The 23,684-nt window shown below is 56.2% G+C and carries 17 protein-coding genes and 5 pseudogenes; 9 read left to right on the top strand and 13 right to left on the bottom strand.

What is annotated here, in order from left to right; all coding sequences use genetic code 11:
• Positions 1-171: 171 nt before the first annotated feature.
• Positions 172-1,326 carry a tryptophan synthase subunit beta gene (gene trpB, locus NED97_RS21615; RefSeq protein WP_252491108.1) on the top strand — a complete coding sequence of 385 codons (1,155 nt, stop codon included), beginning with the start codon at positions 172-174 and terminating at the stop codon, positions 1,324-1,326.
• 52 nt (positions 1,327-1,378) lie between these two features.
• Here the strand turns inward: trpB and NED97_RS21610 are convergent, their stop codons facing one another.
• Positions 1,379-2,323 carry an alpha/beta hydrolase gene (locus NED97_RS21610; RefSeq protein ID WP_252491107.1) on the bottom strand — a complete coding sequence of 315 codons (945 nt, stop codon included), beginning with the start codon at positions 2,321-2,323 and terminating at the stop codon, positions 1,379-1,381.
• Between the two features lie 167 nt (positions 2,324-2,490).
• Between NED97_RS21610 and kynU the strand changes: the two genes are divergently transcribed.
• Entirely contained in the window at positions 2,491-3,816 is a 1,326-nt protein-coding gene (gene kynU / locus NED97_RS21605; protein ID WP_252491106.1) for a kynureninase, read from the top strand.
• Between the two features lie 49 nt (positions 3,817-3,865).
• Here kynU and NED97_RS21600 read toward each other — a convergent pair whose 3' ends face one another.
• Both NED97_RS21600 and NED97_RS21595 read right to left on the bottom strand, forming a co-directional pair.
• A complete protein-coding gene (locus NED97_RS21600; protein ID WP_252491105.1) occupies positions 3,866-5,029 on the bottom strand; it encodes an indoleamine 2,3-dioxygenase in 1,164 nt (387 codons plus the stop codon).
• An 886-nt stretch (positions 5,030-5,915) separates the two neighbouring features.
• The gene (locus tag NED97_RS21595) at positions 5,916-7,133 is read right to left on the bottom strand and encodes an RNA-guided endonuclease InsQ/TnpB family protein (protein ID WP_252491104.1); all 1,218 of its coding nucleotides are present in this window, start codon (positions 7,131-7,133) and stop codon (positions 5,916-5,918) included.
• Positions 7,134-7,627: 494 nt separating this feature from the next.
• Here NED97_RS21595 and NED97_RS21590 point away from each other — a divergent pair, with 494 nt between their 5' ends.
• Positions 7,628-8,185 (top strand): PH domain-containing protein, encoded by a 558-nt coding sequence (locus NED97_RS21590; RefSeq protein ID WP_252491103.1) that lies wholly within the window; start codon positions 7,628-7,630, stop codon positions 8,183-8,185.
• Positions 8,186-8,437: 252 nt separating this feature from the next.
• On the opposite strand, the gene NED97_RS21585 is transcribed toward NED97_RS21590, so the two are convergent.
• Positions 8,438-9,451: an alcohol dehydrogenase catalytic domain-containing protein gene (locus NED97_RS21585; protein WP_252491089.1), complete on the bottom strand. Its 1,014-nt coding sequence runs from the start codon at positions 9,449-9,451 to the stop codon at positions 8,438-8,440.
• Between the two features lie 406 nt (positions 9,452-9,857).
• Here NED97_RS21585 and NED97_RS21580 point away from each other — a divergent pair, with 406 nt between their 5' ends.
• On the top strand, positions 9,858-10,751 hold the full coding sequence (locus NED97_RS21580) for a prephenate dehydratase (RefSeq protein WP_252491088.1): 894 nt from the start codon (positions 9,858-9,860) through the stop codon (positions 10,749-10,751).
• 123 nt (positions 10,752-10,874) lie between these two features.
• Here NED97_RS21580 and NED97_RS21575 read toward each other — a convergent pair whose 3' ends face one another.
• Positions 10,875-11,636, bottom strand: coding sequence for a hypothetical protein (locus NED97_RS21575; protein ID WP_252491087.1), 762 nt, complete (start codon positions 11,634-11,636; stop codon positions 10,875-10,877).
• 4 nt (positions 11,637-11,640) lie between these two features.
• Positions 11,641-15,723 (bottom strand): VWA domain-containing protein, encoded by a 4,083-nt coding sequence (locus NED97_RS21570; RefSeq protein ID WP_252491102.1) that lies wholly within the window; start codon positions 15,721-15,723, stop codon positions 11,641-11,643.
• A 139-nt stretch (positions 15,724-15,862) separates the two neighbouring features.
• Here NED97_RS21570 and NED97_RS21565 point away from each other — a divergent pair.
• A pseudogene (locus NED97_RS21565) lies at positions 15,863-16,062 on the top strand (hypothetical protein); the annotation flags it as partial.
• A gap of 22 nt (positions 16,063-16,084) precedes the next feature.
• A pseudogene (locus NED97_RS23290) lies at positions 16,085-16,183 on the top strand (PadR family transcriptional regulator); the annotation flags it as partial.
• On the opposite strand, the gene NED97_RS21560 reads toward NED97_RS23290, so the two are convergent.
• Positions 16,180-16,389, bottom strand: coding sequence for a hypothetical protein (locus tag NED97_RS21560; protein WP_252491085.1), 210 nt, complete (start codon positions 16,387-16,389; stop codon positions 16,180-16,182). The pseudogene NED97_RS23290 and the gene NED97_RS21560 sit on opposite strands and share 4 nt — an antisense overlap.
• A 26-nt stretch (positions 16,390-16,415) precedes the next feature.
• Positions 16,416-16,727 carry a hypothetical protein gene (locus NED97_RS21555; RefSeq protein ID WP_252491084.1) on the bottom strand — a complete coding sequence of 104 codons (312 nt, stop codon included), beginning with the start codon at positions 16,725-16,727 and terminating at the stop codon, positions 16,416-16,418.
• A 237-nt stretch (positions 16,728-16,964) separates the two neighbouring features.
• On the opposite strand from NED97_RS21555, the gene NED97_RS21550 reads away from it, so the two are divergent.
• Positions 16,965-17,450, top strand: coding sequence for a hypothetical protein (locus NED97_RS21550; protein ID WP_252491083.1), 486 nt, complete (start codon positions 16,965-16,967; stop codon positions 17,448-17,450).
• A 221-nt stretch (positions 17,451-17,671) separates the two neighbouring features.
• Here the strand turns inward: NED97_RS21550 and NED97_RS21545 are convergent.
• A pseudogene (locus tag NED97_RS21545) lies at positions 17,672-18,285 on the bottom strand (DUF7509 family protein).
• A gap of 98 nt (positions 18,286-18,383) precedes the next feature.
• Here NED97_RS21545 and NED97_RS21540 point away from each other — a divergent pair.
• A complete protein-coding gene (locus tag NED97_RS21540; RefSeq protein WP_252491081.1) occupies positions 18,384-18,794 on the top strand; it encodes a winged helix-turn-helix domain-containing protein in 411 nt (136 codons plus the stop codon).
• Positions 18,795-19,213: 419 nt separating this feature from the next.
• Positions 19,214-19,846 carry a helix-turn-helix domain-containing protein gene (locus NED97_RS21535; RefSeq protein WP_252491213.1) on the top strand — a complete coding sequence of 211 codons (633 nt, stop codon included), beginning with the start codon at positions 19,214-19,216 and terminating at the stop codon, positions 19,844-19,846.
• A gap of 145 nt (positions 19,847-19,991) precedes the next feature.
• Here the strand turns inward: NED97_RS21535 and NED97_RS21530 are convergent, their stop codons facing one another.
• The 4 genes and pseudogenes from NED97_RS21530 to NED97_RS21515 form a co-directional block, all read right to left on the bottom strand.
• Positions 19,992-20,489, bottom strand: a complete 498-nt coding sequence (locus NED97_RS21530; RefSeq protein WP_252491079.1) for a hypothetical protein — start codon at positions 20,487-20,489, stop codon at positions 19,992-19,994.
• A complete protein-coding gene (locus NED97_RS21525; protein ID WP_252491078.1) occupies positions 20,479-21,150 on the bottom strand; it encodes a nucleotidyltransferase domain-containing protein in 672 nt (223 codons plus the stop codon). The genes NED97_RS21530 and NED97_RS21525 overlap by 11 nt, the downstream gene beginning before the upstream one ends.
• A gap of 141 nt (positions 21,151-21,291) precedes the next feature.
• A pseudogene (locus tag NED97_RS21520) lies at positions 21,292-22,754 on the bottom strand (YjiH family protein).
• 332 nt (positions 22,755-23,086) lie between these two features.
• Positions 23,087-23,560 (bottom strand): annotated as a pseudogene (locus NED97_RS21515) (hypothetical protein); the annotation flags it as partial.
• Positions 23,561-23,684 lie beyond the last annotated feature (124 nt).

Below are 23,684 nucleotides of genomic sequence, written 5' to 3'. Positions count from 1 at the left end.
TCGGCGGGATTCGACGTGACAAAACGTACGGTATCGATGAGTCCGCGACGGATATGGTTTGAAATGTCGTGCGTTGTGCTAAATTCGTTCCTCGATGTACTATCCTGTACATCGGATCGCGTGATTACGAGCCGTATCTTTATTTGCCGGGACGGAAATGTTCATTTGAGTATGGGGACAGACGACTTCGGCGAATACGGTGGACGCCACGTACCGGAACCGCTTCACGAGCCGCTCGAGCAACTCGCGAACGCGTACGACGAGCTTGGGAGGAGCGAGGGGTTCCAGGCGGACTTCCGGCGCCATCTCGAGGAGTACGCCGGGCGGCCGACGCCGCTGTACTACGCCGGCAACCTGAGCGATCGGTACGACGCCGACATCTACCTCAAGCGAGAGGACCTGCTCCACGGCGGCGCACACAAGATTAACAACTGCCTCGGCCAGGCGCTGCTCGCGAAAAAGGCCGGGAGAGACCGGTTGATCGCGGAAACGGGCGCCGGCCAGCACGGCACCGCGACGGCGATGGTCGGCGCGCTATTCAATCTCGAGACGGAGATCTACATGGGAAAGAAAGACGTCGAGCGCCAGAAGATGAACGTCTTCCGGATGCGCCTGATGGGTGCCGACGTCAACGAGGTCACCCAGGGCGGGCAGGGGCTCGCCGACGCCGTCGACGCTGCGCTCGAGGATCTCGTCGAGAACGTCGAAGACACCCACTACCTCGTCGGGAGCGTCGTCGGTCCGGACCCGTTCCCGCGGATGGTCCGGGACTTCCAGAGCGTCATCGGCGAGGAGGCGCGCGAACAATTCCTCGAGCGAACGGACGACCTGCCCGATGCCGCGGTGGCCTGCGTCGGCGGCGGCTCCAACGCGATGGGACTGTTCCACGCATTCCGCGACGACGACGTCGCCTTCTACGGCGCCGAAGGGGGCGGGAAGGGAGCCGACTCGACGAAACACGCCGCCCCGCTCGCGAAGGGGAAAGACGAGGTCATCCACGGCATGAAGACCCGGGTCATCGATGACGACGTCGATGTTCATTCAGTCTCGGCCGGCCTGGATTACCCCGGCGTCGGGCCGGAGCATGCCATGTTCCGCGAGGTCGGCCGCTGTGAGTACACCGGCGTCACCGACGACGAGGCCCTCGCCGCGTTCCGCGAACTCAGCGAGACCGAGGGGATCATCCCGGCGCTCGAATCGAGCCACGGTGTCGCTCGAGCGATCCAGTTGGCCGAGGAGGGCGACCACGAGACGATCCTCGTGAACCTCTCCGGGCGCGGCGACAAGGACATGGAGACCGCGGCCGAGAAGTTCGACTTCGCCTGATCACGCGGCCGTTTTCGGTCGGTTCGCGCTCGAGCGCATCCTCTCGAACCCCTCACGCGAGCCGCGACCGAACGTTCTCGGCGAGCGCGTCCATCGCCTCGTCGGCCCGCTCGACGTCGTCGGTCAGGCTGAAGAAGCCGTGCGTAAGCGTCGGGTAGTGGTCGTACTCGGTCGGGACGCCGTGGTCTGACAGCTTCTCGGCGTAGGCGGCACCCTCGTCCCGGAGCACGTCGTGTCCCGCCGTCGCGACCGTCGCGGGGGCCACACCCGAGAGCTCCGGCGCGCGCAACACCGTCGCGAACGGATTGTGTTCGTCGACCGGGCTTCGGAGGTACTGGTCCCAGAACCAGCGCACGCCGTTTTCCGTGAGCAACGGTCCGTCGCCGTGCTCGCGGTAGGAGTCGCGATCGAACGAGCGATCCGTCATCGGGTACAGCAGGAACTGGCCGTCGAGGTCCGGTCCGTCGGCCCCGCTATCGCGCGCCCGCAGCGCCGTCGCCGCGGCGAGGTTTCCGCCGGCACTGGTCCCTGCTACGCCCAGGCGGGAGGGGTCACCCCCCAGGGAGTCGGCGTAGTCGGCCGCCCACTCGAGGGCGGCGTAGGCGTCGTCGACCGCCGCTGGGAAGGGGTGTTCGGGCGCGAGGCGGTAGTCGACGGAGAGAACGAGACACTCCGCGCGGGCCGCCAGTTCCCGGCAGATGTCGTCTGCGGAGTCGAGCGTCCCCAGCGTCCAGCCGCCGCCGTGATAGAACAGGAGCGTCGGTAAATCCTCGGCGTCCGGACGACAGACCCTGATCGGGAGGTCGCCGCCAGGGCCGTCGATCCGCAGGTCCCGCACCGACCGCATCTCCGGGCCGCTGCCGGCCGAGAACACCTCGTCCTCGAGCCGGCGAGCACTCTCGACCGACAGCGAGTGCCAGGGCGGGACGCCGGCCGCCTGGATTTCGTCGACGACGTCCTCGAGTTCGGGGTCCAGTTCGTCGCTCGCGTGGTTCATGCCCTGAATGTCGACCGAGTGAACGTTTAATCTTTATCGTATCGGGGATCCAATGGACGGGGAACGGTGATCGAGCGATCGACGACGACCGTTTGTCCACCAACGGCATCGCCGAATCGTCACAAAACGTCGAAACGTTCCTGTAGGTTCCCCTCGAGAGGGAACACATGGACTCGAACGCGGACGACGACGCGCACGCCGAACGCCGCACCGGCGACCACCGAACCGGCCTCGAGTACGCCCGCGAGCGCGACGACGCCGACCCGCTCGCGACGCTCCGGGATCGCTTCGACGTCCCCGACGACCACTACATGGACGGCAACTCGCTCGGCCCAATCTCAGAGGACGCCGAGCGGACCCTGAACCGGGCGATCGATCAGTGGCGCGAACTCGGTATCCGAGGCTGGACCGAGGCCGAGCCGCCGTGGTTCTGGTACGGCGAGCGACTGGGCGACGAACTCGCACCGCTGTTGGGCGCCCGCGAGGAAGAGGTCGTCGTCGGGAACTCGACGACCGTCAACATTCACACGCTGATCGGCACGTTCCTCGATCACTTGGGGCCGGACGACCCCCGCGGCGTGCTGGTCAACGAACTCGACTTCCCCACCGATCACTACGCGATCCGCGCCCAGCTTCGCCAGCGGGGACTCGATCCGGACGAGCACCTCCACGCGGTCGAAAGCCGCGACGGCCGGACGATCGAGACCGAGGACGTCGTCGCCGCGATGGACGACCGCGACGTCGGCATCGTCTTCATGCCCTCCGTCCTCTACCGCAGCGGCCAACTGTTCGACCTCGAGCGGATTACCGAGGCGGCCCACGAGCGGGGGATCATCGCGGGGTTCGACCTCGCGCATTCGATCGGTGCCGTTCCCCACGAACTCTCCGATATCGGCGTCGACTTCGCGGTCTGGTGTAGCTACAAGTACCTCAACGCCGGGCCGGGAGCGATCGCCGGCCTGTACGTCAACGAGCGCCACTTCGACGCGACGCCGGCGCTCGCGGGCTGGTGGGGCCACGACAAGGAGACGCAGTTCGAGCTGAATCTCGAGTTCACGCCGGCCGACAGCGCCGGCGCCTGGCAGATCGGGACGGTTCCCGTCTTCAGCGCGGCGCCGTTGTTCGGCTCGATCGAACTGGTCACGGATGCCGGCATCGAGGCGATTCGCGAGAAGTCCCTCACGCTCACGTCGTACCTCCTCTTCCTCGTCGACGAGCGCCTCGCCGATCGCGGCTTCGCGGCGGGGACACCGCGAGATCCCGACCGACGCGGCGGTCACGTCGCGCTCGAGCACCCCGAAGCCGAACGGATCAGCCAGGCCTTGCGGGATCGCGGCGTCGTCGTGGACTTCCGGCCGCCGAACGTCATCCGCGTCTGTCCGGCGCCGCTGTACGTCGGGTTCGAGGACGTGCGCGAAGTTGTCGACCTACTGTGCGAGATCGTCGACGAGCAAACCTACGAACGGTACGAGACGCAGGGCGAGGTAACGTAACGACCGAAACGGTTCGAGAAGAGACCGGGGTTAGCGTCTCGAGATCGACTCAGATCTTCTGGGCTTCGGTCTCTTCCTTCAGCATCGGGAGGAACTGCATGTAGTCGGTGCCGCCGGTGCCGGTGGTGTCGCCGGTCACCTCCTTGATGTACTGGGCGACCTGTCCGAAGTGGACCTCGCGGAAGGCGCCGAGTTCGTCCATGCAGCGATTGTACTCGGCGCAGAGTTCCTCGCGACCGTTGTCGGCCACGAAGGCACCGACGTCGGGGCCCTCGTCGAACGCGGCGATGACGGTACGGTGGGCCTCCGGCATGTAGCTGCGCATGTCGAGCAGTTTGTCAATCAGCTCCGTGGCGGCGTGGTCGATCCCGAGCGCGGCGTCGATCGACGGCAGCACCGAACTCTGGGCGCCGGACCCACCCCGGAACGTTCGCGGGGTGCCCTCGAGTTCACCGACGCCCTCGTAGACGATTTCGTCGAACCCGTTGTAGTACGGCCGGTACTTCCGGGCGAACGCCTCGGGGTCGTTGTTCTCGGTCATCCGGCCCATGATCGCGGTTTGCTCCTCGAGCGAGTCGCCGATCGTCTCGAGAGCCGGGAGCAGTGCGTCGGGATCGTCGTCGCGGACGGCTCGCTGGGCCCGCGCACACGTGGTCAGCGCGGGCCCGGCCCTGGCTTCGATCGCGACGTGAATCGCGACGAACCACCGCTCGTCGGACAGCGACGTGAACTGTTGGACGGTGTCCAGATTGTCGACGTCGAAGCCGACGTCAGGGTCGCGCCGCTGCCAGTTGTGCAGGCAAAGCATGTCGTACGAGAGGATCGGTTTTCGGCCGAACCGCCGCGAGGTTCGATACAGCGGCACGGCCACGCCCGCCGGAAGGCGGTCGACGGGGTCTGCACCGATCTCGTGGACGTACGCGCTCGCGAAGAAGCCGCTGAGAAGGCACAGTCGGACCGTTTCGCGCTCGGAGAGCACTTCGAAAAGGCCGTCCGGCGCTGGCTCAAGGTCGCGAACGGCCGGCTGAAGGGTCCCGTCCTCGAGTCGACCGGGGAGTTCGGTCCCGAGACGGTCGTACTCGCGCAGGAAGTTCGCTATCGCCCGATCGTATTCGCTGGTTTCGAACGCGAGCAGGGGATCCGACTCGGGGAGGAACCCGCGTGTGGGGGTAACATCGTACTCCGTCAGCACCGCCATCGCGGGTCGAACCATCTTACAAGCGGTATACTCTCGAGCACCATGAAGATTTGTCCACATTCAAACACATCAGTGCGCAGTTGTGGCGACTGGCTCGAGTTCTCGGAGAGAGATGTGCTGATTCGGACGTTGACCGTCATCCTTCGTTGCTCTCGAGGCCAAGAGTTTCCTAATTGTGGAGGGTATTATATGATGATTGCGCTAGGTCAGATTTCGCACACAAAGGGTGTTCAGAGCGACACTACCGGCCTAATCAAAAATGCGTCTCTGTCGATTTGCACAGGTTCAGTAGTCTTCGGAGGGGATTTTAGCCCTCGTTTACCTTGACGTATTATTAAGCGTAGTAGCATACCTTATTTATTCTCCCTCCTTCCTTTCAGGAATTCATATCATACCTCCCATACCGCCGCCCATTCCGCCGCCGGGGCTACCGGCAGGCGGGCCGCCTGCGTCGTCGTCATCATCACTGTCGACCTGACCGCCCTTAAGATCGCCAGCTGCGATGACGTCGTCGATGCGATCGTTCCACCGGTGCTCAACACGCGAACATGAGGCATGCACCGGTATTGCAGCCGGGGCTACTTTGTTCACTGGTTGTCCGTGTCCCCTCCCTGCTCGCTTCGCTCGCCAAGGAAGGGTGCTTAGTGCCTTCGATTAAGGCTAAAGAGTAATAATCCGGCCGAAGTTCGTCGTTGGACTTTCGCCCATCTCCTGACGTGCGATTACGAAAAGCGCTTCCTCGAGTCTCCTTTCGGTTCTGCTCGGTAGCAGCAATGGGCAGCGTTGTGGTTGATACCCCGAATCTAGGTCCCTAGCGATTACGAACCGCTCACAGACATGAAGCGGTGGTATGTAAACTGCCTCGGGGTCAAGCCCCGAGGCTTTCGCGTGGACTCCCGTTCTATGCCTCAGCAGAGGCAGGGGGCACGTACTCCCCACTCACGTTCACCGTCCCGCGATTCAAGCGCACGTCTACGGGTGCGCCTCCATCGTCTGCATTTTGCCGACGACGGAGATACTGCAATCCGATGTTCTTCGCAGCATTGTAATCGGCGTGATTCTCGTACCTATACTTTTGGCACTCGAACGCCTCTCCCGACCGATTGTTATCGTGGGTAAACTCACACGTCGAAGCGTTGTTCGACGTGTTCCGAGGGTCAACCCGCACCACTTCGACGCCATACTCATCGGCCTTGTACTCAACGTACCCGTAGAGGCGTCGGAACGCCCATACATGTTGCCACGTCGCTTCGGGGATGTTCTCGCGGATGTACGTTAAGTCCTCGAAGACGATGTGCGAGCAGTCGTTCTCGACGGCTTCCTCAATGAGTTCGTTCGCCAGCGTGTGCAGATGTATCTCGAATCGCCTGTACTCTTTCCGCCCAACGGCTTCGATGTTCTCGTGGGCGTAACGAGAGCCACACCGCTGGAGCGACCCACGGCGCTTCTCGTATTCTCGACGCCAGTGGTTGATCTCGTCTGCCGACCAGAATCGGCCCGTTGAAGCAACCGCGAGGTTGTTGACGCCCAAATCCACACCAAGGACTGTACTGTGCTTGGACTCGGATTCAGGTATCTCCTCGTCAGCCTCGACTTTTCGCATCGAAGCGTGGAGGTACCAGTCGTTGTCGTAGTACTGCAGGTGAGCCATCCGAAACTCGAAGTCCTCGTCGGAGACGTATTTGGTCGGCGGTGTCTCCGAGTCGTCGGGGAGGATGTAGTCACACTCGATGCGTCCGTCTATGGTGGAGAGGGATACGCGGTCGCGGTGGAACGTCGCGCTTCGCTTGTCGTACACCGCGCTGTCTGCCGAGAAATAGGGTTGCGAGGTGTTTTCTCCACGGTTGAGGCGTTCGACGCCACTTTTGACGGCCTCGACCGCTCTACGGATGCCTTTCTGGACGAGATTCGCGGTCAGGTCGGTTTCGTCTTTGAGTTGGTCGTAGAGGGCTCGTTCGGCTTTGGCTTTCGAGGTGACATGGTAGCCGTCGTCGCCGTGCCAGCACCACTCGCTCGCGGTGTTGGCGCAGTGTTTGAACTGCTCGACAGTCTCTTGGAGGAGCGGGTCGGCTCCGTCGGGCGTGTCGAGCTTGATAACGGCGGTACGACGGTACTTCACTGTGTTTCACATTATTGTCTGTACTTACTTAATGATCGGAGGACAGATTGTTTTTGCTGCGTGGGTTTCTTCCCAAGTGTCAGCTTCCTCTCCGCCCTCAAAGGTCGGGGCATCCGCCTCGACCGCCTGTGAATCCCGAACTGGCACTCCATTCTATTCACTAATGAGGTTCATTCATGAACACAATCCATGAAGAATGTTCGTGACGTGATGCTCTAACGCGATCACGCCTAGGCAATCCTCGAGTCCTTCGCCAAATTCGAGTACGCGTCTCGGGCTCACGTCGTCCTCGCGCTCGAATGGTACACGTTGTTGCGCCGCGGGACTGTGTGAGCGGTGGACCTCGACGATCGATGCTTCGAAGTTCGGCATCGCCCCGAATCGGAAACGCCGACAAAGAACAAGGAGGACGGCTCGCTTCCGTTCGGTCTAGATGCCGCCAGTAGGCACACGGTTCGGATTGACCAGAATAAAGGCTTAGGGGAGTAGAACCGATGGACGATATGCAGTCTTCCCACAGGGAACTCGCTGATGCCGACTGGCTCCATCTGACCGACGGCGAGCAGATTCGATGGGCGGGTCGGCCGTCATGGCTCACCATCGCGTCCTCGATCGCGTTCGGTGTTCTCATCATCTCGGTCGGGATCGTACTCACGGTCTGGCTCTCGACGATCGTTCCTGGCACAGGCGCGCCGTCCTGGACTGCCTACCTACCGCTGGTGCTGGTCCTAGTCGGTGTCGGTAAAGTGTGCTTGACATACCTCAGCTGGATTCGACTCTTGTACGTTATTACCGACGAGGAAATTTACGTCAAGTACGGGCTGATCTCCCGCGACGTCACGCAGATTCGACTCGACAGGGTGCAGAACACCGCGTACAACCAGTCTGCGCTCGAACGTGCGCTCTCGTTCGGTAATGTCGTCATTTACACTGCCGGGACATCGACCGAAGACGTTACCTTCCGTAGTGTTCCGAATCCAGAACGCGTCAAACGAACGCTTACTCACCTCTTGAGCGAGAGTCGATCGCCTCAGCCGAGGGACGATCTCTGATGTGTAGCGCGTTTCGAGCGCCATGTGAACCGCCTCGGGGCTTAACCCCGAGACGGTTCACTGGTTACTCGAGTATTCGGTTCACCTTGACCGGTTGGATCTCACGACCCGACACCAACGCTTCCAGCCAGGAAACTTCGAAGCTGACCATTGAATTCAGACTTCCTCTTGACACGAAAACCACCTTGCGGGCGTGTACTCTTCCGTACTCACTTCGCTCACTGAGGAAGGGGCTCAGGCCTTCGATTAAAGCTAAACGGTGATAACGAGTTTTCCAACGTTCTCGCGGTCTTGCATTGCGGCGAATGCTTGGGCTGTCTCCGCCAACGGATACGTTCGGTCAATCGTGGGAACGAGTTCGCCATCAGCAACGAGATCGACGAGTGTCTCTAAGTCGGTTTGTGGACCCATTGTGCTACCAATGATCCGTTTGTGCCCGAGGAAGAGGTCCGGAATATCAATCTCGGAGCGAGCGCCGGCGGTTCGTCCGCAGACGACCATCGTGCCATCGCGCCGGAGCAGTTTCTGTCCAAGTTCGGTGTATGCTCCGCCGAGGTGATTCAAGACTGCGTCCGGCCGTCCGACAGCTGCCACCGCATCGTGGAGCGATTCGGGATCGGTTCCCTCGATAGGGTGATCCAGTCCCTGTGCCTCAAGTTGTTCGAGTTTCTTCAGCGAGGAGGACGTCCCGATGGTTTTAGCGCCGAAGGTGGTTGCGAGCTGCACACATGCGATGCCGACGCCGCCTGTGGCGCCCGGGATAAAGATGAGATCGCCGGATCCAACACCTGCCCGTTGAAGCATATGATAGGCGGTTACGTACGCGGTCGGGAGCGCTGCGGCAGTCGTCGCGTCGACGGCGTCTGGAAGTCGTACGAGTCGATCCGCATCGACGCAAGCTGCTTCTGCGAGTCCGCCATGAAAGAGTCCGAAGGACTCACAGCGGTTCTCGGGACCCTCACGACAGAATCGACACGTCCCGCAAGTCTCGTTCGGACAGAGGACGACTCGGTCTCCCGGCTCGACTCTGGTCACGTTGTCGCCGACGAGCCGAACGATGCCAGCAACGTCGAGGCCGCTAATAAACGGTAGGTCGTCAGCGTCGACCATCGCTGAATCACCCTCGAGGATCCAGAGGTCGTGGCGGTTGATCGAACACGCCTCCACGTCCACGATCACCTCGTCTGTACTTGGTTCTGGAGTCGGTCGTTCGATGAGTTCCACGCCGTTCGGCCCATTCAGTTCGGTAAAAGCTGCGACGTGCATAGACTTCGAATTTGATCGCGCCTCTAATAGCCGTGATGGGTAGACGCAGTTGATCCCGACACAATCTACTGTCGGATCCAGGTATGATGAGTAATACTTATATTGAATTTGGTTGCTGCTGCTTGCCCTTCGCTTAGTCAGTATTGATGTTGGAAATTGAGTTCATCATATCCGTACGAATAGTGCCCTTGCTAATGGGGCGTCGGAAACAATGACGAGATCGTACGCAGCACATTCCTCATAGAGGTGGTCAATTGGTTTGGCCCGCGAAACCGGCACACAGCATCTAGCTTATGATTAACGTATAAGTGTACACGGTGCGGTGAGTGACCTGTAAAGTATAGTTATATATCATTCTGGATAGGATATTGTTTATAATTTATCGTTGTATTACGTGAATATGCTAATGGAGTATATCGATCGTCGAAAATTCTTGAATCGGACAGGAGCAGCGCTTGCAATCGGAGCAGTATCAACTCAATCTGCAGCAGCAACCAGTGGAGGGGACACTGGCCAACAGACGGTTGGCACACTGGGGCCAGCCGGAAGTTACTCCCATCGGGCGGCACTTCAGACGTCGGACGACGTCGAATTCTACGAGACGATGTTTGAGGTTGCGGCGGCCGTCACGAACGAGGACATCGACGCTGGGGTACTCCCGATCGAGAACTCGATTCAGGGTGCAGTCATCGACACGTTAGATATCCTCATCGAAGAAGACCTCTTCATAACGGCAGAGGCGACCGAGGAGATACGCCATACACTCATTGCGCAGTCAGCTGATTTTGAGGTAATCGCCAGTCATCCACAGGCGCTCGCCCAGAGTAGCTCGTTTCTTGAAGAAAAGTATCCCGACGTAGAACAACAAGAAATCGACAGTACTTCTGCCGGCGTCAAAATGGCCGCTGAGGACGAATCGATCGCAGCGATTGCACATCCTGATCTTGCTGACGACTTCGGTCTGGAAGCGGTTGCAACCGATATCCAAGACGTGGAAAACAACGTCACACGCTTTCTCAAGTTTGAGAGATCACGAACAGAGGACAGCGGCTCGAAGTCGACGGTGCTGGTGTATCCAGGAAGCGATAACCCAGGATTCCCTGCAGAAGTCCTCCGGGTACTGGCAGCGATGAATCTCGATCTCACTCGTCTCGATGCCCGTCCGTCAACGACCGAACTTGGTGACTACATTTACCATGTGGACTTCGAACACGAACGGACCAAGCAAGTTGTCTGCAGGCTCGAGTCAGTAACGGAGTGGACGCGATATCTCGGGTCATACGATCTAATTACGGAGTAGCATTGGGGATCTCGGTTGACTTGGCGACACCGCCATACTTGCAGTAGATTTTTTGATGGAATCCAGGAAACTAAATTGTGTGCTACGGACAATGACTCTCGACCATTAAATGGAAATGGAAATTTAGTGGGTAGAAGCGCTCTCGTCGGCCAGTTCCGCGGGGATATGATCGCTGTCAATCTCGAGTTCATACCCCATCCAGCGTGAGATGATGAGTAAGGCGGTCGCCTCTGGGGCCATGACGAGATCGACAACGTTCTCATCGTTCGTAGAGCGAGTATGGTATTCGATCATTGTGGTGATTCCGTCTTCGATTTGATCGATATCGTCGTTACGAATCCCGCGAGTGAATGCGAGAATCCCACTGCCATACAAGGCATGAGTCTCCGGTTTCCCCTCGTTGACTGTGGCAAGTCCGTCCAGCAGATGGTCGCTGACGTCGTCGAGGATGGCGCCTGCGAGACACCCCGAGAAATAATATCGATCAGCATCTGGCTCATCAGGGTCGATGTCCGCTGTTTGGATTATCTCAGTGATCTGTCGAGCGAACTCTCGAATCAAGTCCGAATGGCCCGCAAGAGCAGCATTGTAGAGGCCACGGGCAAGTGTCAGTGTTGTTGGAACTGTAACGCTGCTCTCTTCGGCACTTCGCAGATAATATTCTGCCGAAGTTTCGAAGTACTCTCGCGCCTCAATCGTCTGCTCGTGATACACAGATAATATGGCAAGTTTATCGTATTTACTGGCCAACCCAGAAAAGAACGTAGAGAGTTTTTGTTCCACCTTCCCTTCTTCGTACAACTTCTCGTGCTTCTCAGCTCGCGATCGATATCGCTCGAGTTGTTTTGCCGCGCGTTCTTGTTGTTCTGTGGTGAATTCAACCATTGTTCTATTCGTTTGCAGCTAATTCGACGATAGTTGCCTTGTCAATCCCTGCAACGTCTTCGGTGCTAATGTCTGTGTCATTGTTTTGTGGATCTCGTAACGTTCTGTGACTTGCTCCCTCAACATCTTTTACGAGCACGAGTTCCTTACTAACGGTTCCACTGGTGAGCGCGAAATCAATCTCATCGACGATTTCTGAATCGATTTTTCCTTCATCTTCTAGCTTTTCAAGACTATTCCGGATCCACGCATCATGGAGCTGTGCATCTCCCTCGTAGGCATCGGTCTCCAGCAGATCCTTTCCAATGGCCTCGGTGTTGGTCGTCGTTTTTGCCTCGATGATGAGCCACTCATCACTGCTTTCGTCGTAGGCAACGACGTCCGGTCCAATTTCGGTAGCGTCACCCTCGTCGAAGCCATCCTCGGGCCACTCTAGGTCGAGTCCGCGCTCGTCAACGAACTCGACGCTGACGTTCTCGCCGAGACTGCCGTCAGTGATGTCGGTCGGGTCGTCGGCGTACGTTTGGATCACTGCTTCTGGATCATCGACACACCGAAGCTCAGTCTCTACTGGATTGGCTGTCCGTTCGAACGTTCCGAGGAACGACGTGTATTCGCTCGAAGAGGCAACAAATTCCCCTCGTTCGGTCTCCTGAACCGTCATGTCGATATCCTCTTCGGCGAGTATGCAGCGAGGTTCTTGTTCGACGTCTTCGACGAAGTAGTCGACTATCTTCTCACCCGTTGTTCGAATGACGACTTGGACACCCTTTGCAACGAGGTGATAGATTTCGTACCTGTGATACGGGTCGTTATCGAGGACCTGGTCCGGCTCCTCTTCAATAGTGTCTTCAATTTCTTCTTCGGTGACCTGCTCTTCTCCTGTTCGCTCTTCGTTAATTTCCTCACTGGATTCCTCGGCGACCTCCTCTTTTTCGAACGTTTCCTGGGCGAAGACTAGTGTGCCTTCGTAGATCCAGAAGATTAGTTCGTGACCATTTGTCTCTCCGATTATCAAGTCAAATGGGCCATCGATATCGATCGGATCATTGTTTTCGACGATTTCGCCGACATCGTCGGGCTGATCGATACCCGGTGTCTCGGGGATTTGTTCCCAGCCGTGCTTGCGCTCATGACCGTCATGAACATCGCTTTCGAAGGCGGCCCCACTTGGAAGCGATATCTCGACGCCCTCGGGCGTCTCCCATTTATCTTCGTTTGGCGTCGGTGGAATGTGGTGTACGAAGTCTTCGGCATTTTGCTCTCCGCTAACAGTATTAGCAGTGAGCGCTCCATACCCGTATTTCCCGACGTCATATGCGAGAAGCCCTGTGGCTACGGCAGTACCAACGACAGGGATAACACCGAGGCTCCGTTTTTTTACCTGTCTCGACGCAACGGGATATGCAGTGGATACTGAGAGTTCACTGGTTTCCCTATCGAACTCGAGGATCACTTCGTAGTCATTCTCTGCGGCAACAGTAATTTCGAGTTCGTCGGGTTTCGTCGTGGCGAGCCTGCGTTCATCCCGCATCTGGAACTCATTGACTGTCCAACCAGCATCAACATATTCATCCTTCAACGATGCATCCTGCCATTGAGCGCTGCGGTGGAGCGGGTTAACGTACTTTTCTACGTCGATCGATTCGATTCCGTTGTCGTGCCGAGCTTCGACGACCAGTTCTCGTTCGAACCATCCCTGCGAATTAAATTGAACATCCGGAGGGAACGTTTTGTCGAGCGGTTCTGGATCGACGGAATCGATAAACCCATCCCCGGAAGTATCGGCAAGCATCGGATCAGTCTCCCATATCTCGACCTCCTCGTAGTCTGATAGGCCATTGTTGGCGGTGTCATATCGGGCGGGATGAGCAATCGCATTCGTGACCTGTGCCTCGAGTTTCGTTTCGTTGTTTTCCTCGAACACTCGGTAATTGATGTCGACGGTCTCGTTGTCGAGCAAGCCGTCACCGCTAGTATCCGTTCGAAGTGGATCGAGATTGAGGGGAGTGCCTGCGATGCCGTCACCACCGGTCGGCATGCGCAGGTCCATTTCGGCGACTGCGTTGGGGATCCCGTCACCATTGGTATCCTTTAGTTCGGGCCCAGTTTGATTCTCGGCAACGCGATCGAAGGTGTCGGGCAGGTCACTGGCATCTTCGACGTGGTAGAAATCCCCGCCAGTAGCGGCGGCGATCTGCCGGAGTTCGTTCTCATCGATCGAATTGCCTAGTCCGACGGTGCTGATCTCGACTCCCTGATCAGCTGCGTCTTCGGCGGCTCGTACAGGGTAGGAGCCACTATTCGATTTACCGTCTGACAGAAGGATCATCACCTGCGAGCGGTTCTCCCAGCCGTTCTTCTCGAGGTGATCGAGCCCAGTACGTAATCCAGCTTCGGTATTCGTTCCACCTCCTGCAGAGAGTCTATTAATACTCGCGTTCAACGCGTCGTGATCCTGTGTGAGCGGATGATCTAGGCTCGCACTCGAGGCATAACCAACGAGTCCACCCCGTTCGTCGTCCTCGAGTGCACCAACGAACCGTTTCGAGGCTTCTCGGGCATTTCGAATGGGGGCGCCGCTCATACTACCGCTTTCGTCAATGACAAAGACGAAATCGGACTTCACGAAATCGCGATCACCGTCACCAACATTCGTATCGTTGCCTGTGAAATCGTCCTCGGTGAGCGTGATCGTATCACTCGTATGGTCCTCCCAGTCGCCAATCCAGAACACCGAGAAGAACGAGAAGTGATCGACCTCGGCGCTTGCAGTCCCGTTCTCCTCGTCGATTTCAGTCTCGATAGGCGTCCATGGCTCGTCGCTCTGTGGATCCCAAGTAACGATCGAAAGGTTGGCATCTCGATCCAGATCAGCACCCTCTATCGGAATCGTCACCTCGGCTTGATTGATTGCGGTTCGATTCTCGATGCGTACCATCGGTCCAGCACGGTACACGTCGTCCGTATCAGGTGTCCTATCAGTGACCGAGAGGTCATTCTCCCATAATCCGTCTCCGCCTGCACCGACAGTCACACCAGAATCGGATTCCGTGACCGAGATCTCGTTGTACTCGTCGGGATCGGGACGTTCGGAGATAATGTCGTCTTCGTCGACGTGAATCTCGAGTGTCTCTGTGACACTTCTATCGGAATCACGTGTCGAGGTGGTTTCAACGGTGATCGTCCGGTTCTCGAGTTCAGAATCGAACTCGATCGTAATGCTCCCTGTAGCAACACCGCCTGCAACCGGATCAGCTGTGAAGTCAACGATTCTGGGGTCGCCGTCGTCGATACTCACCTTGGCATTCTCGTACGTATACGGGCGAACATCCGAGAGAGAAATGTAGACTGGTGTAGTCACTGTGTCATTCTCTTCGAATGCGGGTCCCTGCGTGAGCGTGAGTTCGGGATCAGTGTTCTTCTCGACGACGTCGAGTGACCGCTCCGCATGCTCCCAGGCGTTGCGGTAATGGGTTACCGCATCGGTCGCTTCGGCGTTATCACCACGCTCGATTGCGTTTACAGCGTTGCCGAGTCCACTCCCGGCACTTTGTCGTTGGCCAGGATTCCGGAACTCCTCTTCAGACTCGTAGACCGTTTCATACGCGTTGAGCGTCGCAAGACGCGCGCTCACGTTGCTTGCTTCCAGAACATTTGCTTTCGCACGATCGACGGTCTGCTCGTCGTCCCCAGTAACGACCTCGTGCAACTCCTCGAGAGCAGCTATGGTATCGTTCTGATGTTCGAAGGTGACCTTGGAATCTGCAAATACCTGCTCACGATACGTCTCGGCTGACGCCTCGATCGCTTCGATACTTTCGTTTCGAATTTGTGCAGCCTCCTCGTCTTCGATGTCGAGTTCCTCGAGTTGATCTCGGCTATCTAAGAGTAATTCGACCGTTGTATTCTCCTCTATCGTGGGAATAGTAACGTTTGCATCAGCTCCACGTTCGTGGCCTGGCGGTTCATTTCCATTTCCTGGTGGACCATCATTAGCACCTTGTCCAAGAGTCGACGTGACTTGTTCATCGCGAGCAGGATCGCTTGGTGAACCTGCTAAAGCTGGTGTAGTGACTAACGACATCACCATCAGCACTGCGAAAAACAAGCAATGAGTCTTCTAAATGACATTCAATCTAACAATCAGATTAATTCGTATATAAATATATCTAATACGTTTATATATTTATATGATCCTTCCATTGAATGGTTGGTGACTGGAAGAATACCACACCAACTACAACGCGGCAAAGAATATTGGATCGCAATATCTCCGTCGCAACCAAACTGGGGGCGATGGAGGGCACCACTGGGTGCGTGCTTGAACAGTTGGATGGCGAACGTGAACGGAAGGAATTCCGCGATGCTGTGTCGTCGAAGGCGCCTCGAGACGAACTGCCCGACGAGTGAAAAGAGCAATTAGTCGGTCCGCTGGATAAAATTCTGGAGGAATCGGTCGCCGGACGAATTACTACGACATCAACGACGCAGGGCAAACCGCAATTGAGGAACGTCGAGAGTGGGAGTCACAGTACGTGGATTAACCAATGGAGACCTTGTAGTAGTCAGTGTATTTCACGAGGTCACACTCCTGGAGTCCATTCGCAATTGTACTGTCGACAGAGACGTCGATGTTTTCGGTGAGGATCGGGAACTCTTCCTTCGCGTCTTCGGCCAGCTCATCGTAGTGACAAACTCGGGAATCAGAGGGGATATCTTCAACCGGCTCAAGTGTGATAGTAGGGCTCATGGTACAACATACCAATTACAGCGTCTTCAATATTTTTGTGATGATAATCTATGGCTGTCAATTCGGAACTGGATTTGGGGGCTATAGCTTGACAATTGTCTAACGATGATATTTGCGAAACCTGTGCCACTCGTAGTCGGAGGCAGCTTCGTCGAGTAGATCGGGATCGATATCGAAGACTCAGCAACTTTCGTGTGGTCAGCTGTGAACTCGAGCGACTCGTAGACGACAACTGCCAATTGGACCCGGTCGCTGTACTCCTCTGTGAGCGGCTCAGGCATGGACTTGGCCTCAGCCATCTCGAGGACCAGCTCACCGATCTGGCAGGCGTCCGTCATCGGCTACCCGACCGTCATCGCATGGGCAACAACGAGTGCCCCGGCGATCATCACGAGTGTGTTCACGATGACGTTTGCAATTGGGTCTGGGTGGATCGGTCCAGTTGACCACTCGAGGGTCACGGCATTCGCACAGAAGATTGCGACCGTCTGGCTGTACGACCACATCTATATCACCCTGAGACGGTCGTTTCTCGATACGTAAGCGTAGCCGTAGCTGGTCGTTGGGACGTTGTCATGGGGCTCTCAGCGGTTCAGAAATTCCTCGAGGTCCCGAAAGGAGACCCGTGCGTTCTTCGGTCCCAGTACGAACTGGTCCTCACCTGCCTCGGAGACACGGTAGCCGTATTCATCGGAAACCTCGTGTACTGCCCACGGGATCTCGCGGTTGGTGAGCAAACATTGAAGGTGTATTTCCGAAATATGGGCGCGAATGATCAGGCGTTTATCGATACGTTCGCGGGTTCGTTTTACGAGAATGAGTCTGTGGTTGATGATCTGCTCCCATCGTCTGCGGAGGTCACAGGCAATAAGCGGAATATGATAGAGGCGACGTACGATATCGATGTCGACGCTTATGAGGGCTTCTTTGACGCGTATGTTGCAGCACTACAGGACGCGTTCGTTGACTTGGTCGTTGAGAACGAGGAGTTGATCGCAACTATTGACGAACTCTACGATGAGTCGATAGACCAGGTGTATGGCGTGTCACCTAGTTCGTAATGAGTCTCGGCTTGAAGAGTTCAAGAGTCGACTCGATATCGTGTTGTTCACGTGTTGTGCAATAATATATTTAAGATAGTGCTCTATCCAGAGGGTGAATTTCTATCTTAGTGCATAATCCCTCTTCACTCAGGGCAGCCATCGAATCCCAATTTTCGCTTGAGGACCGATACTAGCTAGTTCTCGAGTTCGGCGGCCTGCAGTACCTGAGTATATGACGCTCACTGCAGGTGATCGAGACCGCCGCGGTGCTCACGTTGCATAATCTCGCCTACGAACCGCCGGAGGGTGTCGACGAGTTCAGCCTCAGTGTCGTATGTTTCGATCCGCAGATCCCACCGTACTTTTGCCGACCGAATCATAGCACTTGTTACATTGTCTTCATGAACGAAGACAAGCCGGTCACCGTGGGTTTCTGCGAGAGTGGCAAGGATGCTTCCAGCTTCCTCACCGACACCGAAATTGTGCCCAAGAAAGGGAACGATGAACGCGGTGCCATTGCTACACCGGGTGTACTCGATACTCTGGGTCACTGCATCCACATCATCCGTATCCACATCGACGTCGAGAGCCAGAAACGCGTTTACTCCGGGCGTAGTTCGAAGCTCCCCTTGTATTCGCCGCAAGAGTGCCTGTGCCTCGTCGATGTCGGCTTTGTTCTGAAAGAGCCTCCGAAGCGGTCCCGGAAGATCGTCGATATCGATCTCTTGGCGCTCCTCTTCGCTCAGGATATAGTTGAGATTGAACGACTTGTACGGGCCCATCAGATAGAACAGGAAGCGATCGTATTTGACGTCCCCCGCTGATCGGTGATTCGATCTCGTGTAATTTCCATGGAGTTTGCTCTTCTTCGAGAGTATATAAAGAACGGTGTTTCCGGGAAGTACTGGCTTGACAACGACTAAGAGTCTCCCGCTCGTCTTTCGAAGCAAGATGGCTACGAATTCTCGCGCTGCTAATGGGGACTTCCCAGATGATCCGGAGGAGTTGTTGCCCAACGACAGCATCCTCTCTCTGGATGAATACCTCGAGATGCATGCTGCCGTTGGTCATCGGACACGGTACGAGATCCTCTACCGACTCGTTCACGGCGGAGAGATGAGTCCAAAGGAGCTTGAGGAGGCAATGCAGATCGACGATAGTACCCTTCACTACCACCTCAACAAACTTCTTGATGTAAGTCTCGTTGAGAAGCGACAACGCACCGAACGGGGACAGGATGGGTTGTACACCTACTATCGAGCGACGGTCTTCGGAGAGGTCACACTTACAGAAGGCGTAGACGAACTGATCCGCGGCGAACAGGCGTTCGGAGAGATGTACGACAGTTCCATTGAGAAGTGATTCGAGATTTGTCTTGATCAGTGGATTCTGAGGGACGGACGACTTCTATGTTGGTTCCACACCAGCATTTGAGGCGCTCCTGAATTAGAGCTGTAGTCACAGTTTTCGCTCGAGGACCTGTGCAGCTGGTCTTCGAGTTCGGCGGCCTGCAGTACCTTGATCTCGCTTTCGGCCTGTTCCTCGAGCGACGCAGTCTCTCGTTGCAGATCCTGGACGACGAGCAGCCCGTTCCACCCGGATCCGAAGTACTCCTCGTCATCGTGTCCGAAGACGTACTCCTCGTTGATTTTGACGGCTTCCAATCAGAGCAATACCCGGTCGATGAGACGATAGTCGCGACGGTATTCAAGGCCAATTCAGTTGCTCGTCAAAAGGATCATCCTGTCTCGATACCGGCGAAGTGGTCCAAACACCCTTTACTGCTTGCTGTAAACTGTAATCAGGACCGAAACCATGTCACGCACTCGAATCGGACTAACGGTGACCTCATTCGTGACTTCCTCTCGGTCGCGGACCTCCTCGAGGAGCCACAACTGGCCCAGCTTTACGCGTACTTTGCTCGCGAGGGCGAAGCTACTGTCCAAGAGGTCATCGACGAACTCGAGTTCGCACAGGGAACGGCGTACACCTACGTCAACCGGCTCGTCGACGGTGGTGTCCTTGAGATGACGCGAGACGAACAGCCCCGGCAGTATGCCGCCCGTGAGATCGACCTAACCGTGACGGCAGGCGGTGGTGATCGCAAGTACACGATTACGCCGGTACTGATCGACGCTGTTGGCCGTCGCGAGACCGATGGTGACATCAATACCTACATCGACCGCCACGGTGTCGCCGGGCTCGCGACGGCACTCACCTATGCCGTCGCACGAGAACGTGGAGAGGTAACTCATCGGCTGATGGCTCAGGATCTCGATATCTCGCCGCTGGCTGCGGAGATTATTCTTCAGGCACTCCGACCCATCGTGCACGAATACTACGAAATCGAGGACTCGGGAGCGTCGCTTGATGCGATTGACGTCAACGATCACAACGTGACTGACGACGCGTGAGTGCTCATCATTAACCCCCAACCCTACATAGATTGGAAAGGTTTTAACGAGTCACTGGTATGCCACTGCTCCTTTCCATATTGGCAGTTTGGCATTGTAGCTGTTCACGAAATTTCACGCCTCTCATAGCTTGGGGGACCGTAGTCTATTGGTTGCAGATACACTCGTATCCAACAGACGAGAATCGGAGAACGTGTTCGTGGATGGTAGTTGCGAGTTCGAGCATCGCATCAGCTTGTTCTGCGGTCGCAGCAGCCTCCCGATAGTACACCGCTGCCCGATTCGTTTTCCAGAGCTCGAGTAGTCGGTCTCCAAACGACTCGCTGAACAGGTTGATCTCTACAGCTCGTTCGTAGACTGCGGCGTGATCATGCCGAAGGTCTGCACCGCCTGCAGTATTGCGGTGGATGAGGTAGAACTGAATGCTCCGTTCGATGGCGACGAACGAAGTCTCGATAACGACGGTGTGGTGGCCGTTTCGTTCACGGAGTGTTGTCGCGGCCTCGAGGAGTCGGCAGGCTTTCCGTAGTTGGACGAGCGCCTCGTCAGTTACGTCGAGTCCTGTCTCAAGTGACTGGTCACGAGTATCCTCGAACGCTCTCTCAGCCGCTTCGAGCGCAGCGTCGACGTCGCTATCGTCCATTGGCCAGCACCTCTGTCTTGAGGTCGCTCAACGGTCCCGTATCGTATAGAGTCAGTCCGTCTGCGAATATTTCTTGGAGGCGGTCTGCTTGTCGTTCGGCCGACTCGGTGGATTCAACTAGTATTTCGAAGGTGTACCGATCGCCGTCGAATCGTTGACTGCCCAGCTCTTGGGCAAGTTCGTGAGCTCGCTTTTGATTGGTTGCCCGGTTCGTGCCGACTAAGACGAAACAATCGATGTCGCTCCGTCGGTCTGCGTTCCCTCGAGCGACGCTTCCAAAGAGCAGGATTCCCGCTACGTCCTCGAGTTCCTCGAGAATTTTTTCTTGGAGGCTGTGGACGGGGTCTCGAAACTCTTCCTGTGGTACTCGAAGGATAGGATCGTCGGGGCTGGTGAGTCGATTGCGATTGATCTGAACGAGTTTCTTTCCACCTTCTGTTGTGGTGGTTACCAGTCCCAGCGACTCGAGGTCTTCAACGGCGAGTGAGATACTTCGGTGAGGACGGTCAATTGCACGTCCGAGATCGCGAATTCCGAACGAGGAATGCGGGGTGTCGACTAAGAGAGAAAGAATTGGCCCGCAGGCAGTATATCTGAAAACGTCCTCGTTTGGAACGGGTATCGGAATGGAAACAGAACTGTGGCTACTTCTATTATCCATAGATAACAAGAGTATCCATAGTGCAAAGTAGATTGTGGTGGGTGTTGCTGCTCGGTTCAATTCGATAGCTCCACCAATACCGACGGTGTACGAGTAGTGACTAACCTTCATAACGAGAATGCTGACTGGAGATTGGCGCTCTCAGAGCAAACCAACTGCTGCAACGAGGTGTGTCATCGCAGCAATGATCGGCACAAGAATCACGGTCCGCATGACGAACAAGAGAACGAGGTCCCGGAACCGAATCGGAATATCGCTAAACATATCCATCATCATCGGCGCAGTTGCCGAGAAGAAAATCAGCTGGGAGATCGAGAGAAGAGCAATAAAGAACCGCGCCATTGCATCAGCCTCGGCGACAAGTAGTGCCGGAATGAACATCTCCGTGATTCCGATAATCGTTGCTGGAGCAACGACTTCCGCATCGGGAATCCTCAACAGTTCAATGATTGGCACGAGCGGCTGCGAGAGGATTTCAAACGTCGGTGTATGCTCGGCAATAATCACTGCTGCGAGACCAATCGAAAGAATCGTTCCAAGTATGAGGACGGCAAGTTTGAGTCCATCAATGAAGCCACGAGCCGATGCTCCAACAATGGTGCCTCCTTCTTCGGCCTTTTTGACCGCTTCAGAGAGTCCAAAGTGAAAGTAATCTCCAACAGAACCCCGGAACGGCGTCTCCGGGTTCGGTTCGGCGATATACTCCTCAGGCACGTTACTTAGTGGTGGGATTCGAACCAGAATAACTCCCGAAATCGCAATGCAGACAAGGTATGCCAGGAAGATGATTGGGAACAGCTCTAACAAGTCCACTGTAGCAGCAACGACCCCGACAAACCCGATTGATACCGTTGCAAAGCACGTACTGATGATGTATACATCCTGTTTCGAGTATTCTCCACGATCGAAGACATTGCGAGTAATGTAGAGTCCGACGCTATAGGAGCCGACCCAGGAGGCAACGCTATCGAGTGCTGCCCGTCCGGGGACTTTGAATAACGGCCGCATGATCGGACGGGCCATTGTACCGACGAACTCGAGCCCACCCAACTCCACGAAGAGGTTGATAAAGATCGCGCCGATCGGGATAATCACTGCGACACTCAAGATAAGCGTCCCCCAGACGAGTCCACCGGTCTCCGGTCCAATCATCCAGCTGGACCGACCTCGAGAAAGAGGAAGGGAGCAAGGATGGCGCCGGCAACTCGAAAGAACCAGAACGGTGCCGACGTTTCCCAGTACGGAAGCGTCAACTTCCCTGCAAGGTCGTCGTCGATCGAAAGGAAACCACGTTTCCGAAATTCTGCAATCGTTGTCAAGAGACCGCCAGTGATGATCAGAAGCAGTGCATAGACACCCGCAAACATCGGAAATGATCCGGTTATCCAATTGACGACGATATCAAACGGGACCGTCACCTGCCCGTCCCAGGGGATAGGAAACAGAAAAAACACGAACCCAACGAGGAACGCCAGTACGAATTTCGAGACAGGTCCACGCCGAATCTCTGTCAAATCGATATCGTCTATCGTTTTCGGTTCTGAAATCGATTCTACCCGCTTTGTTTCCTGTTCGTCGTTCGACCAAGTAGTCTGATCAAACATAGAATATCGATATGAGCCCAACTAACAAGCCACATATAGTACCATATGGAGTCTGGTATAAGTTACTGTGGACGGGTGCGGTACGTGTCTTTATCCTCTCATCGTTGCTAAGCGGTAGCGCCAACGTCTCTCGAGGTCATCAGCACGTGCTTTTGACTCTTTAGCGGGTACTAATGGCAGAATTCGGGATCGGATTGAGGTCGTGCAGTTGGAGACAACTGGAAATCGGGAGTATTGCGAATATAGCGCGCGGCCATATTAAACAAATACTCGCTCCAGGGGGTGTATTTCGAGTATCTGGCACAACTTTTCACTCCGAGGGGACTATCGGCTTACAATTTCCGTTTGAGGACCTGTGCTAGCCAGTTCTCAAGCTCAGAGGCCTGCAGAATCTTAATCTCGCTCTCGGCTTGTTCCTCGAGCGACGCTGTCTCGCGTTGCAGATCCTGGACCACGAGCAGGCCGTTCCACCCGGACCCGAAGTACTCCTCGTCATCGCGTCCGAAGACGTACTCCTCGTTGAGGCGCAAAAAGGCGAGATACTCGAGTGTCTCCTTGATCCCTCGCCGAATCGTGTCCTCGTTGGCGCTATTCTTCACCTCGACGATCAGGTACTCGTGGTCGCCGTCTTCCGAGATGATCTCGAGAACGATCACGTCGGGTCGCCCGGTGTGGTCCTGGTATTTCTTGTCGAAATAGTTGCCAGCGATCTCCTTTGCGACGAGTTGCACCTTGTCGGTTCGGGACTGGCTGTCCTCCTCGTCGGGAACCGCGGTAAACGAGAGGTTCCGATCGCGTACAGAATTATAACACGCAGCGACCGCATCAATCACTCATCGATCAAACACCAACGGAGGTACTAAACAGACGGTGACCTTTCTGCGCTCTGCGTCCCAAATTGCCAGAGGTGATTTTCTACTGACAAAATAC

Origin of the sequence: Natronococcus sp. CG52 (assembly GCF_023913515.1) — an archaeon.
GTDB lineage: Archaea > Halobacteriota > Halobacteria > Halobacteriales > Natrialbaceae > Natronococcus > Natronococcus zhouii.
This window is presented reverse-complemented; position numbering and strand designations above follow the sequence as displayed.

What these genes read in the sequence shown, in the direction of transcription:
- trpB (WP_252491108.1), top strand. Translation starts at nt 172, where the DNA reads ATGGGGACAGACGACTTCGGCGAATACGGTGGACGCCACGTACCGGAA.
- NED97_RS21610 (WP_252491107.1), bottom strand. Translation starts at nt 2,323, where the DNA reads ATGAACCACGCGAGCGACGAACTGGACCCCGAACTCGAGGACGTCGTC.
- kynU (WP_252491106.1), top strand. Translation starts at nt 2,491, where the DNA reads ATGGACTCGAACGCGGACGACGACGCGCACGCCGAACGCCGCACCGGC.
- NED97_RS21600 (WP_252491105.1), bottom strand. Translation starts at nt 5,029, where the DNA reads ATGGTTCGACCCGCGATGGCGGTGCTGACGGAGTACGATGTTACCCCC.
- NED97_RS21590 (WP_252491103.1), top strand. Translation starts at nt 7,628, where the DNA reads ATGGACGATATGCAGTCTTCCCACAGGGAACTCGCTGATGCCGACTGG.
- NED97_RS21585 (WP_252491089.1), bottom strand. Translation starts at nt 9,451, where the DNA reads ATGCACGTCGCAGCTTTTACCGAACTGAATGGGCCGAACGGCGTGGAA.
- NED97_RS21580 (WP_252491088.1), top strand. Translation starts at nt 9,858, where the DNA reads ATGGAGTATATCGATCGTCGAAAATTCTTGAATCGGACAGGAGCAGCG.
- NED97_RS21575 (WP_252491087.1), bottom strand. Translation starts at nt 11,636, where the DNA reads ATGGTTGAATTCACCACAGAACAACAAGAACGCGCGGCAAAACAACTC.
- NED97_RS21570 (WP_252491102.1), bottom strand. Translation starts at nt 15,723, where the DNA reads ATGTCGTTAGTCACTACACCAGCTTTAGCAGGTTCACCAAGCGATCCT.
- NED97_RS21560 (WP_252491085.1), bottom strand. Translation starts at nt 16,389, where the DNA reads ATGAGCCCTACTATCACACTTGAGCCGGTTGAAGATATCCCCTCTGAT.
- NED97_RS21555 (WP_252491084.1), bottom strand. Translation starts at nt 16,727, where the DNA reads ATGACGGACGCCTGCCAGATCGGTGAGCTGGTCCTCGAGATGGCTGAG.
- NED97_RS21550 (WP_252491083.1), top strand. Translation starts at nt 16,965, where the DNA reads ATGGGGCTCTCAGCGGTTCAGAAATTCCTCGAGGTCCCGAAAGGAGAC.
- NED97_RS21540 (WP_252491081.1), top strand. Translation starts at nt 18,384, where the DNA reads ATGGCTACGAATTCTCGCGCTGCTAATGGGGACTTCCCAGATGATCCG.
- NED97_RS21530 (WP_252491079.1), bottom strand. Translation starts at nt 20,489, where the DNA reads ATGGACGATAGCGACGTCGACGCTGCGCTCGAAGCGGCTGAGAGAGCG.
- NED97_RS21525 (WP_252491078.1), bottom strand. Translation starts at nt 21,150, where the DNA reads ATGGATAATAGAAGTAGCCACAGTTCTGTTTCCATTCCGATACCCGTT.